Source organism: Pseudomonas sp. FFPRI_1 (genome assembly GCF_055384485.1).
In genome coordinates this window covers 894,675-906,299 of record NZ_AP029168.1, presented here as the reverse complement: position 1 = coordinate 906,299, position 11,625 = coordinate 894,675, and the positions used below count along the sequence as shown (strand labels likewise).

General features: G+C 63.3%; 11 protein-coding genes and 1 riboswitch. Of the genes, 3 read left to right on the top strand and 8 right to left on the bottom strand.

What is annotated here, in order from left to right; translation table 11 throughout:
* Window positions 1-13 precede the first annotated feature (13 nt).
* The 4 genes from ACZ5BO_RS04005 to ACZ5BO_RS03990 all read right to left on the bottom strand — a co-directional run bounded on the left by ACZ5BO_RS04005 (window position 14) and on the right by ACZ5BO_RS03990 (window position 2,671).
* A complete protein-coding gene (locus ACZ5BO_RS04005; RefSeq protein ID WP_464698360.1) occupies window positions 14-622 on the bottom strand; it encodes a YqiA/YcfP family alpha/beta fold hydrolase in 609 nt (202 codons plus the stop codon).
* A 72-nt stretch (window positions 623-694) separates the two neighbouring features.
* Complete coding sequence (gene cpdA, locus ACZ5BO_RS04000) at window positions 695-1,510, bottom strand: 3',5'-cyclic-AMP phosphodiesterase (RefSeq protein ID WP_464698358.1); 816 nt, start codon at window positions 1,508-1,510, stop codon at window positions 695-697.
* Window positions 1,511-1,610: 100 nt separating this feature from the next.
* A complete protein-coding gene (locus ACZ5BO_RS03995) occupies window positions 1,611-2,063 on the bottom strand; it encodes a DUF1249 domain-containing protein (protein ID WP_025130445.1) in 453 nt (150 codons plus the stop codon).
* Window positions 2,054-2,671, bottom strand: a complete 618-nt coding sequence (locus tag ACZ5BO_RS03990) for an NUDIX domain-containing protein (protein WP_464698356.1) — start codon at window positions 2,669-2,671, stop codon at window positions 2,054-2,056. The genes ACZ5BO_RS03995 and ACZ5BO_RS03990 overlap by 10 nt, the downstream gene beginning before the upstream one ends.
* Before the next feature lie 224 nt (window positions 2,672-2,895).
* On the opposite strand from ACZ5BO_RS03990, the gene ACZ5BO_RS03985 reads away from it, so the two are divergent.
* On the top strand, window positions 2,896-3,642 hold the full coding sequence (locus ACZ5BO_RS03985; protein WP_025130443.1) for an RsiV family protein: 747 nt from the start codon (window positions 2,896-2,898) through the stop codon (window positions 3,640-3,642).
* Here ACZ5BO_RS03985 and cytX read toward each other — a convergent pair.
* Both cytX and thiC read right to left on the bottom strand, forming a co-directional pair.
* Window positions 3,611-4,903, bottom strand: coding sequence for a putative hydroxymethylpyrimidine transporter CytX (cytX, locus tag ACZ5BO_RS03980; RefSeq protein WP_025130442.1), 1,293 nt, complete (start codon window positions 4,901-4,903; stop codon window positions 3,611-3,613). The two genes, ACZ5BO_RS03985 and cytX, sit on opposite strands and share 32 nt — an antisense overlap.
* A gap of 113 nt (window positions 4,904-5,016) precedes the next feature.
* Window positions 5,017-6,906: a phosphomethylpyrimidine synthase ThiC gene (gene thiC, locus ACZ5BO_RS03975; protein ID WP_025130441.1), complete on the bottom strand. Its 1,890-nt coding sequence runs from the start codon at window positions 6,904-6,906 to the stop codon at window positions 5,017-5,019.
* A gap of 164 nt (window positions 6,907-7,070) precedes the next feature.
* Window positions 7,071-7,175, bottom strand: a riboswitch (TPP riboswitch).
* A gap of 196 nt (window positions 7,176-7,371) precedes the next feature.
* Here thiC and ACZ5BO_RS03970 point away from each other — a divergent pair.
* Window positions 7,372-8,802, top strand: coding sequence for a TolC family outer membrane protein (locus ACZ5BO_RS03970; RefSeq protein ID WP_025130440.1), 1,431 nt, complete (start codon window positions 7,372-7,374; stop codon window positions 8,800-8,802).
* Window positions 8,803-8,932: 130 nt separating this feature from the next.
* Here ACZ5BO_RS03970 and waaA read toward each other — a convergent pair whose 3' ends face one another.
* Window positions 8,933-10,210 carry a lipid IV(A) 3-deoxy-D-manno-octulosonic acid transferase gene (gene waaA, locus ACZ5BO_RS03965; RefSeq protein WP_464698352.1) on the bottom strand — a complete coding sequence of 426 codons (1,278 nt, stop codon included), beginning with the start codon at window positions 10,208-10,210 and terminating at the stop codon, window positions 8,933-8,935.
* Window positions 10,211-10,232: 22 nt separating this feature from the next.
* Complete coding sequence (locus ACZ5BO_RS03960) at window positions 10,233-11,117, bottom strand: LysR family transcriptional regulator (RefSeq protein WP_177330306.1); 885 nt, start codon at window positions 11,115-11,117, stop codon at window positions 10,233-10,235.
* Between the two features lie 109 nt (window positions 11,118-11,226).
* On the opposite strand from ACZ5BO_RS03960, the gene ACZ5BO_RS03955 reads away from it, so the two are divergent.
* Window positions 11,227-11,559 (top strand): DMT family transporter, encoded by a 333-nt coding sequence (locus ACZ5BO_RS03955; RefSeq protein WP_025130437.1) that lies wholly within the window; start codon window positions 11,227-11,229, stop codon window positions 11,557-11,559.
* Window positions 11,560-11,625 lie beyond the last annotated feature (66 nt).

The window sequence follows — 11,625 nt, the reverse complement described above, 5'->3', positions numbered from 1 at the left end:
ATGGGGCGAAGGCTCACAGTGCTGTGAAGTCGATCGCCTGGTACTGATCGGCAGTGATGCCGGCAAAATTCAACATCGCCGGCAATTGTCCGGCAAAACCTTGGAAACTATGATCGCCGCCGGCCTGGATGCGCAAGGCGCAGGCACGGTAATACGTTTGCGCGCTGCGATAATCCAGCGTCTCGTCCCCTGTCTGCAACCACACCTGATAACGCTCGGGGTCCTGGGGCGGCGCGACTTCCAGCGCCGCCAGGGCCGCGACATGGTCGTGGGTCAGCTCCCAGGTCTCATCGGTGTACAGGTTCTTCTGTGTGCCCAGATAACCGTCGAACATCCGGTGCGGGCTGACAGCTGGGTTGACCAGCAGGGCTTTCAGGCCGTAGCGCTCGGCAAGGTGAGTCGCATAGTAGCCGCCGAGCGAGCTGCCGACCAGCAATGGTCGACCAAGCTCGGCAATCGCCTGTTCCAGCTGGCCAATGGCCTGACGCGGGTGATGGTGCAGGGCCGGCACCCGCAATTGCCCGGCCAGGCCGAGCTGCTCCATGACGCTGCGCAGCTGGGTGGCCTTGATCGACGCGGGAGCACTGTTGAAGCCATGGATATAGAGGATCGAACCGGACATGCGAACTCCCTGTGCATTGGGCCTGGGCAAAAGCCGCAGTTTACAGGGATGAAGGCGGGTAACGAAGCCGGTTCAGTAACCGTTGCTGCCGTAGTCGACGGTAAAGGCGTAGCCCTCGACCCGCTGCACGCCGGTTTCCAACCGTCCATCGGGCAACAGCCGCAGCCAGCGATAGCCTGGCGCAAGCTCCTGAACCTTGAAATCGTCGCTCAGGGGCTCGAACTGGATGCAGGTAGAGGGTGAGGCCAACAGCCGCACATCGCCACGCAGGCGATCGATCTCCTGGTGCACATGCCCCCAGAGCACTGCCCGGACCTGTGCAAACCCCTCGATCACGGCAAACAACGCCTCGGCGTTGCGCAGACCGATGGGTTCCATCCAGGCGCAATCGATGGACACCGGGTGATGGTGCAGGCAGATCAGGTGATGCCGCTCTGGGGCTTCGCGCAGTGAGCGGGCCAGCAATTGCAGTTGATCATCCTGCAGATACCCGGGCACCGAGCCAGGCACCGCCGAATCCAGCAGGGTGATGCGCCAGTTGCCGATATCCACCACCGGTTCCAGCAAATCACTGTCCCGCGTGGCCTGCTGCATGACTTGCGGCTCGTCGTGGTTGCCAGGCAACCAACGGCCCGGGGCCGGGATCTGCCGGGTCAACTGGCGAAAACGCTGATAGGACTCCAGCGAACCGTCCTGGGACAGGTCGCCGGTGGCCAGCATCAAGTCGATCCGTGGTTGCTGCGCCAGCACCAGCTCGATCACCCGCTGCAGGCTGTCGCCGGTATTCATGCCCAGCAGTGCAGCGTCCGCTTCGGCAAACAGATGGCTGTCGGACAGCTGTACCAGCAACACGGAGTCGTCGGCGGTCAGAGCGGATACGCTTGGCACGGCGTTTCTCCCGGGGCAGAGTCACAAGGCATGAAGAATGGGGCAATTATGCTGGGGGAAACAACAAAGAGGAAACCTGGGAAGCGGACCCAGTTCACATCTATCGCACGGCTTCGAACTCATGCCCGCAGGCCAGGCAGTGACTCAGCCACTCTCCCAGGAAGACATTGAGCTGGGCCTTTTCATCCGGCTGATGCATGAAGGCGTTGGGATAGGGATAGATGCTGCGAAAACGCCGGGCATGTTCGGCACTCACCACCTCCGCCATGCGCGCATCGTGATAGACCTGCACTTCCAGCTGCGGCACCGGCAGCCACGGCAGGCTGTGTTCCTGGCGCACCTGCAAGGTGGTGGTGTACGGGCAGGCCAGCACCACTTCCAGGGCCAGCACACCGAGCATCTGGTCACCCTGGGTCACCGCGACCCGACGCGCCACGGGCTGGTTGCGCATGTCGGGCAGCAGACGCATCAACCGGGCGTAGTTGGCCTCGCAGGAAGCTTGCAGCCCCGCGAGATCCACCCGATAGCGGTCGCGTACCTTGTTTACGACCATAACCCCCTCACTTCAGCGCGATTGAGCGCCAGCCACTGCAAGGCAATGATGCTTGCCGCATTGCAAATCCGACCATCACGCACAGCCTGCAAGGCATCCTCGTAGGCCATCACTGAAACCCGGATATCTTCCGCCTCCTCTTCCAGCCCGTGCAGCCCGCCGGCAGCGCTGCTGTCGCACCGTCCCAGGTACAGGTGGACGAACTCGGTGCTGCCTCCGGGCGACGGGAAGTACTGGGTCATCGGCCACAGCGCCGCGATGTCCAGGCCAGCTTCCTCCTGTGCCTCGCGGCGGGCAACTTCTTCCGGCTGCTCGTCCTTGTCGATCAGCCCGGCCACCAGTTCCACCAGCCAGGGTGAAGCCGTCTTGCCCATGGCGCCAACGCGAAACTGCTCGATCAGCACCACCTCATCGCGTTGCGGGTCGTACGGCAGTACGCAGACCGCATCGTGACGAACAAAGACTTCACGATTGATTTCACGCCCCATGCCACCGGCAAACAGCTCATGACGCAGTTGCAGGCGATCGAGCCGGTAGAAACCCTGAAAGCAGTTTTCGCGCTGGATGATCTCGACGGCACTCGGCGTGGAGTTGGCAAAGTCAGTCATAACAATCCTCGTGTACAACGTATTCGACCCGAGGATCCCCCTCGACTTCGCGCCATCCTAACGTGCTCGCGGTGGATCATGCAGCCCCTTTACCCTCAGCGGGATAGACGGCGGGGGGCGAAACCTACTCTAATTGCCTCCATTGAGCTTAGTGGCGAACCGACTGCCCCGCAGGCAGTCGAAGCCGGTAACTTTTGCCTCCCCCTGGTTTATGAAGGACGCCCATGTCGCTTGTCAAAATCGCCTCCGTGGCCTGTATCGCCCTGACCCTGGGCGCCTGCCAAAGCCTGTTTCAACCCAGCTACATGACCCCGCTGGAAACCACCCGGGACAAGTCCGAGCAACTCAAGCCCGGCTGCAGCGGCGCCGAATGCCCGCTGGTCAACCTCGACACCGTGCACTTCCCTGCCGAGCCGCAACTGGATGCCATCGTCGAAAAGCGCCTGCTGCAAATGACTCGCACCAGCCCTGATGCAGCGCTGCCGGCCAGCCTGGCGGCCTACCGCGAGCAGTTTCTGCGCAGCGCGCCGGACCGCCACGGCATGTACCTGCAATCCAAGCTACGCGAGCAGCATGACGGCCTGGTGATCATCGAACTGGCCAGCTACCTGGACACCGGCGCCGCCAACGGCACCCCGGGCCGCGGCTTCGTCAACTATTCGCGTCAGCAGCACAAGGCCCTGAACCTGTCAGACATGCTGCTGCCCGGCCAGGAAGACATGTTCTGGAAGGCCGCACGGGTCGCCCACAACAACTGGCTGATCAGCACCCACCTGGATCGCGAGGCCGAATTCGTGAAGACCTGGCCCTTCCAGAAGACCCAGAACGTGGCGCTGACCCGCAACGCCGTGACCCTCAAGTACGACGTCACCACCATCGCCCCCTCGGTGCTAGGCCACGTCGAGCTGCAGATCCCCTACGACCGCCTCAAGGGCGTACTCAAGCCCGAGCTGTTTCCTGGCGGTAACTGAACGCCCGGCCCAGCAGCCATTGCAGCAGCCCTGCCAGCACCAGTGACGGCAGGGTTGCACCGATATCCGGGTACAGATTGGCCAGCAGATGATAGGTGCTCACCCCACCCAGCCAGGCCAGCAGCGCCGGCCAGCGCAAGGCCGACACCGAGTTCTGCCCCAAGCGCCGACGCAGGATGAAGTGATCCACCAGCACCACGCCAAACAACGGCGCGAATACCGAGCCGATCAGCAACAGGAAGTTCTGGTACTGGGCCAACGGCGCCAGGCAGGCGATCAGGGTGCAGAGCACGCCGATGGCCAAGGCCAGGTGCTCGACCTTCAGACGCAGCAGGATGCCGCTGGAGACCGCCGCCGAATGGATATCGGCAAAGGCATTCTCCGACTCGTCCAGCAGGATCAGCAGCAGCGGAATCCCCAGCCCGGCCCCGGCCAGCGCCAGCAGCAAGGCATTGACTTCACCACTGGGAGCGAACGCCAGGGTGTAGGCGACGCCCAGGCTCATCAACCAGAAATTGCCGATGAAAAAGCCCAGGGCCGTGCCGCCGAACACGCTCTTGGCACGCTTGCCGAACCGCGAGTAGTCGGCGATCAGCGGCAACCAGGACAAAGGCATGGCGATGGCGATATCAAAACCCACGGCGAACGGCATCGAGCCATCCCCGGCCTGGGCCCAGAGCGCCGCCAGGTCGGCCCGGGCGAAGAGGTTCCAGGTCAGCCACAGGCATGCCGCCAACAACAGCCAGATGCCCCACTTGCGCAGGATCTGACGCACGAAAGTCAGGGGCCCGCTGACCGCCAGCAAGGTGGCCAGGGCACCGAAAAACAGGGTCCAGAGCAGCGGGTTGGCCCACAGGCTGCCCTCGCTGAAGGCCCGGGTGCCCAGCAGGCTCGCTGCATCGCGCATGACGATGATCTCGAACGAGCCCCAGCCCACCAACTGCAGCAGGTTGAGCAATGCCGGCAGGCTGGCGCCGCGCTGCCCCAGGCTGAGCTTGAGGGCGGCCATGGACGACAGGCCGGTGTCGCTGCCGATCACCCCCACCGCCGCCAGCAGCAGAACGCCAACCGCCGTGCCGAGCAGGATCGCCAGCAGCGAATGGGCCAGCCCCAGGCCCGGCGCCAGCAAGGCGCCGGTCTGCAGCACCATCAGGCCGATACCGAGGGAGAACCACAGGGAAAACAGATCGCGCGCACCGAATACGCGCTTGTCGGCCGGCACCGCGAGTTCGGGAGAGTAGGTACTGGTTGAAGTGCTCAATGTTGATCTCTCGAAGAAATGGGGCCTTGTAGGAGCCGGCTTGCCGGCGAAGGCGTCGCACCGGTGAGGGCGCGGCGCCTGGTTCGCGGGCAAGCCCGCTCCTACAGGGGGGGTCAGACTTTCTTGTACAGCTGGCTGCCTTCCTGCTTGAAGCGCTCGGCCTGTTCCGCCAGTCCCTTGGCGACGTCCACATCCACCGCTTCGATGCGCTGGTTGGCCGCGTACTCACGCACTTCCTGGGTGATCTTCATCGAGCAGAACTTCGGCCCGCACATGGAGCAGAAATGCGCGACCTTGGCCGAGTCCTTGGGCAGGGTCTCGTCGTGGTACGAACGGGCGGTGTCCGGGTCCAGGCCGAGGTTGAACTGGTCTTCCCAGCGGAACTCGAAACGCGCCTTGGACAGGGCGTTGTCGCGGATCTGCGCGCCAGGGTGGCCTTTGGCGAGGTCCGCGGCGTGGGCGGCGATCTTGTAGGTGATGATCCCGGTCTTCACGTCATCCTTGTTCGGCAGGCCCAAGTGTTCCTTGGGCGTGACGTAGCAGAGCATGGCGCAGCCGAACCAGCCGATCATCGCCGCGCCGATCCCCGAAGTGATGTGGTCGTAGCCCGGAGCGATGTCGGTGGTCAGCGGGCCGAGGGTGTAGAACGGCGCCTCGTCGCAGCACTCCAGCTGCTTGTCCATGTTCTCCTTGATCAACTGCATCGGCACGTGGCCGGGGCCTTCGATCATGCATTGCACATCGTGCTTCCAGGCGATCTTGGTCAGCTCGCCCAGGGTTTCCAGTTCACCGAACTGGGCTTCGTCGTTGGCGTCGGCAATCGATCCCGGACGCAGGCCGTCTCCCAGGGAGAAGCTGACGTCGTAGGCCTTCATGATTTCGCAGATTTCGTCGAAATGGGTGTAGAGGAAGTTCTCCTTGTGGTGCGCCAGGCACCACTTGGCCATGATCGAGCCGCCCCGGGACACGATGCCGGTGACCCGCTTGGCGGTCAGCGGCACATAGCGCAGCAGCACCCCGGCGTGGATGGTGAAGTAGTCCACGCCTTGCTCGGCCTGCTCGATCAGGGTGTCGCGGAACAGTTCCCAGGTCAGGTCCTCGGCCACCCCGTTGACCTTCTCCAGGGCCTGGTAGATCGGTACGGTGCCGATCGGCACCGGCGAGTTGCGGATGATCCATTCGCGGGTTTCGTGGATGTGCTTGCCGGTGGACAGGTCCATCACCGTGTCCGAACCCCAGCGGATGCCCCAGGTCAGCTTCGCCACTTCTTCCTCGATGGACGAACCCAGGGCGCTGTTGCCGATGTTGCCGTTGATCTTCACCAGGAAGTTGCGGCCGATGATCATCGGCTCCAGTTCGACGTGGTTGATGTTGGCCGGGATGATCGCCCGGCCACGGGCGATTTCCTCACGCACGAACTCAGGGGTGATTTCCTTGGGGATGCTGGCACCGAAACTGTGGCCGGCGTGTTGCTGCTTCAACAGGCCAGCGGCGCGGGCCTCCTGCAGTTTCATGTTCTCGCGGATGGCAACGTATTCCATCTCGGCGGTGATGATGCCCTGACGCGCGTAGTGCATCTGGCTGACGTTGGCCCCGGCCTTGGCCCGGCGCGGGTTGTTGACGTGGGCAAAACGCAGCTTGGTCAGCTCCGGATCGGCCAGGCGCTGCTGGCCGAAATTGGAGCTCAGGCCCGCCAGGCGTTCGGTGTCGCCGCGGTCCTCGATCCAGGCCGAGCGCACATCGCCCAGGCCCTTGCGCACATCGATCACCACGTTCGGATCGGTGTAGGGGCCCGAGGTGTCGTACACGGTCACCGGTGCGTTGATCTCGCCGCCGAAATCGGTGGGGGTCACGTCCAGGGTGATTTCGCGCATGGGCACGCGGATGTCCGGGCGGGAACCCTGGACATAGACTTTTTGCGAGCGGGTAAAGGGCTGAACCGATTGTTGGTCGACTTGGGCCGACTCACTGAGGTTGCTAGCGTTTTTTAATTTTGTAGTCATCACGGGCTCTCCAGACAGCATCCAGGCAGTGGAATTTTGTCGGAGTGAACCTGTAACGGACGGACGCACCCTGTCTAAGCAACTAGTGGAGTGCAGTGCTTGGTACGCGAGGGGTGTTCGATTGTCGAACAACATCCCGGACGAAGCACAAGAGGACTCGCCGGGTGACGAGAAATCTTGTTCCCTACGCAGGCGCTAACCTGATCAGGTTCAACGGGATCCGGATTATCCGATCTCAGCCTCATAGCAAGGCACCCCGACAAGAACCGGGCCAGTCTAGACAAAGCCGCAGCAGAACGCCAACCCCCGTACGATCAGCATGATGAATGGCGTAATTGCAGGATTGTTGCCACCCCCCAGCGCATCTACACTCGTTGCCCTGTGTCGAACCTTGACGCTCTGTGGGTCGCGCCTTAGCCTTGGCGCCTGGATTATCTCCGTAATATCAACTCTAGGGATCGCCGAATGCTGCGCAAACTCTCACTGGCTGTTGCCGTGTCTTGTGCGTCCAATGGAATGGCATGGGCAGCAGAAGCGCCTTTGACCACCAAGACCGACCTGGTCAGTGTCTACCAGGAAGCGGTAGACAATAATGCCGATCTGGCCGCTGCGCGCGCCCAGTACGGCGCCCAGAAGGAAGTGGTACCCCAGGCCCGCGCCGGGTTGCTGCCCAACCTGTCGGCCGGCGCGGACATGAACAACACCCGCACCAAGTTCGATGAACCCTCGATGACCTCTACCCGCAGCGGTAACGTCTACCAGGCCACCCTGGCCCAGCCGCTGTTCCGCGCCGACCGCTGGTTCCAGTTGCAGGCCGCCAAGGACATCAACGAGCAGGCTTCGCTGCAACTCTCGGCCACCGAGCAGAACCTGATCCTGCAGAGCGCCGAGAACTACTTCGCAGTCTTGCGTGCCCAGGACAACCTGGCCTCGACCAAGGCCGAGGAAGCAGCCTTCAAGCGCCAGCTCGATCAGTCCAACGAACGCTTCGACGTGGGCCTCTCGGACAAGACCGACGTGCTCCAGTCCCAGGCCAGCTACGACACCGCCCGGGCCAACCGGATCGTCGCCCAGCGCCAGGTCGACGATGCCTTCGAGGCCCTGATCACCCTGACCAACCGTGAATACAACTCGATCCAGGGCATCGTCCATACCCTGCCCGTCCTCGCTCCAACCCCCAACGACGCCAAGGCCTGGGTCGACACCGCCGCCCGGCAGAACCTCAACCTGCTGGCCAGCAACTACGCGGTCAGCGCCGCCGAGGAAACCCTCAAGCAGCGCAAGGCCGGGCACGCCCCGACCCTGGACGCCGTGGCCCAATACAAGAAAGGCGACAACGACGCCCTGGGCTTCAGCAATCCCAACCCGCTGACGCGCTACGGCAGTGATGTCGAGCAGCGCTCCATCGGCCTGCAGTTGAACATTCCGATCTACAGCGGCGGGCTGACCAGCTCCCAGGTCCGCGAGTCCTACTCGCGCCTGAGCCAGACCGAACAGCAACGTGAATCCCTGCGTCGCCAGGTGGTGGAGAACACCCGCAACCTGCACCGCGCGGTGAACACCGATGTCGAGCAGGTCCAGGCCCGGCGCCAGTCGATCATCTCCAACCAGAGCGCGGTGGAAGCCACTGAAATCGGCTACCAGGTGGGCACGCGCAATATCGTCGACGTACTCGACGCCCAGCGCCAGCTGTACACCTCGGTGCGCAACTACAACAACAGCCGCTACGACTACATCCTCGACAACCTGCGCCTGAAGCAGGCGGCCGGCACCCTCAACCCCGGGGACCTGCAGGACCTGTCGCGCTTCCTCAAGGCCGACTACAACCCGGACCGTGACTTCCTGCCACCGGACCTGGCCAAGGCCGCGCAGGAGCAGCTCAAAGCTCGCCCCTGAAGATTGCGGGAATGAAAAAGGCCACCTTTGCCGGTGGCCTTTTGCATAGTGAAGGCGCTGCTGTCATGGCTCTTTGCGGCGGCTCTGCAGCCGTTTGCAGACTGCGCCAGCGGCTACAGAGGGCTGCTGATCAGTGCTTCAAGAGACGATCGAGGCCGTCGAGCAATCGCTGCAAGGCGCCCTGGTTGGCCTTGAGCACCTTGAGCCCGGCGTCGGCCATCTTGCGTGCATCCTGGGGCAGTTCGAACAGGCGCTGTACCGCCACGGCCAGTCCCTGGGCATCGTCCACTTCCTGCAAGGCCCCGGCTTCACGCAGCATCGCGGCAATCTCCAGGAAGTTGAACAGGTGCGGCCCGCTGATCACCGGCTTGGCCAGGGCTGCCGGCTCCAGCAGGTTGTGGCCGCCATTGGGCACCAGGCTGCCGCCGACAAAGGCGCTGTCGGCCAGGGCATAGAGAAACAGCAACTCGCCCATGGTGTCCCCCAGCAAGACCGAGGTGGTGGCAAGCACCGGCTCGTCAGCGGAGCGGCGGACCGTGGCGAAGCCCTGCTGCTGGCACAGCTCATATACCGAGTTGAAGCGCTCCGGATGCCGCGGCACCAGAATCAGCAAGGCATTGGGGTATTGACTCAGCAGTTGCCGGTGGGCCTCGAGCACCACCGCGTCTTCACCTTCATGGGTACTGGCGGCAATCCACACCGGGCGCTCCATGGCCTGCCATTGCTCGCGCAACTGGGTGGCCCGCGCCAACAGCAGCGGATCGATGCTCAGGTCGAACTTGATCGAACCAGTCACTTCCACGGTCTCGGGGCGCGCCCCCAACTGACGGAAGCGCTCGGCCTCGGCTTCGGTCTGCACCGCGAACAGGCTCATCTGCGCCAGCATTGGTGCGGTCAGGCCGGCAAAGCGCCCATACCCTTTGGCCGAGCGCTCGGACAACCGGGCATTGGCCAGGGCCACCGGGATCCCGCGGCGGGCACATTGGTCGATGTGGTTGGGCCACAGCTCGGTTTCCATGATCACCGCCAGCCTGGGCCGCGCCCGCTCGAGAAAGCGCGCCGCGGCGCAAGGCAAGTCATAGGGCAGGTAGCAATGCTGGATCCGCGGTTCATTGGCGAACAGCGCCTGGATACGCTCGGAGCCGGTGGGCGTCATGCAGGTCACCGTGATCGGCAACCCCGGGTAGCGAGCCAGCAGCGCGCGGATCATCGGTGCGGCGGCAATGCTTTCGCCCACCGACACCGCATGCACCCAGATGCCACCGCTCTGCAGCGGTGGCAAGCCGATGGAGAAACGCTCACCAATGCGCTTGGCATAGGCCGGCGCCTTGCGCGAGCGCAACCACAGCCGAATCGCTACCAGCGGCAGCCCCAGGTAAAACAGTGCGGTGTAGAGAGTTCTATTCATGGCGGCGGAGTTTATCGGTTTTTTAGCCGATCGCCTTCAAGTGCACCGCAAAACGTTCCGCCAGCCAGCGCGCCGCCAGTCCCAGTGGCTCATCACGTCGCCACACCAGCTCTACCACCAGCGCCGGCGGGGTCCATTCGCTGACCAGCTCCACCATCTGCTGCTGATAGGCCGGGTACTGCACCACATGCCGTGGCAGCCAGGCCCAGCCCAGGCCGCGCATCAACCATTCAGCCATGACGTAGAAGCTGTCGGCCCGCCAGACCTGGGGGCTGACCTGCTCGCCCCCGGGATAACCGCTCAGTTGCGGAGCGATCAGCAACTGGCGGTGCAGGGCCAGCAACTGACGGTTGACCCGCTTTTCGCTGGCCAGCGGATGGCCTACGCCGCACACAGTGACCATTTCAACGCTGCCCAGGGCCCGACGCTCCAGGGTTTCGGGCATCTGCTCATGGTGAAACAACAGCCCCAGGTCCGCCCGGCGCTCCACCAGCTTGCGCGCCACATCACCCTGGGCGCCGCTGGCCAGTTGCACTTCCAGGCTGGGAAATCGTTCCGCCAGGGCTTCCAGGCCATCGAGCACCGGCTGATAGGGCATCGCCTCGTCCTGGGCCAGGCGCAGGCGCGCCTCCTGGCCGCGCATCAGGGCCAGTGCCCGGCCGTTGAGTCGGTCGCACTGACGCAAGATCTCCCGCGCCTCCTGGAGCAATGCACTGCCCGCCTCGGTCAGTTTCGGCTGGCGACCACTGCTACGCTCGAACAGGCCCACCCCCAGGTCCTCCTCCAGCAATGCAATGGCACTGCTGATGGCCGACTGGGCCTTGCGTTGCTGGCGGGCTACCGCAGAAAACGAACGCAACTCGGCGACACTGACAAACAGCCGCAACTGCTCCAGGTTCCACTGCATGTTCATGGGCCAACCTATCTTCAATTCAGATAGGTAATGACTTTACCCCATCTGAACAAGCTCTAGAATGCCGACCTCAGAAAGCAGTCCAAGACACGAGGAACCTCCCATGAACGCTTACTACTACCTGGCTATCGCCATCTGCGCGGAAGTGATTGCCACTGTTTCAATGAAAGCGGTCAAGGGCTTGAGCACTCCGCTGCCCCTGGCGCTGATCATCGTCGGCTACGGCGTGGCCTTCTGGATGCTGACCCTGGTGGTGCGCACGGTTCCAGTGGGTGTGGCCTACGCCGTGTGGGCCGGCATGGGCATTGTCATGGTCAGCATCGCCGCGCTGTTCCTGTACGGCCAGAAGCTGGATGTCCCGGCCATGCTCGGCATGGCCCTGATCGTCCTCGGCGTGGTGGTGATCCAGCTGTTCTCGAAAACCGCAGGCCATTGAAAGCCGCTGCAAGCGTTGAGCCGATAGCGGCAAGAGGACGCGATGACCGGTTGTTGCTTGCAGCTT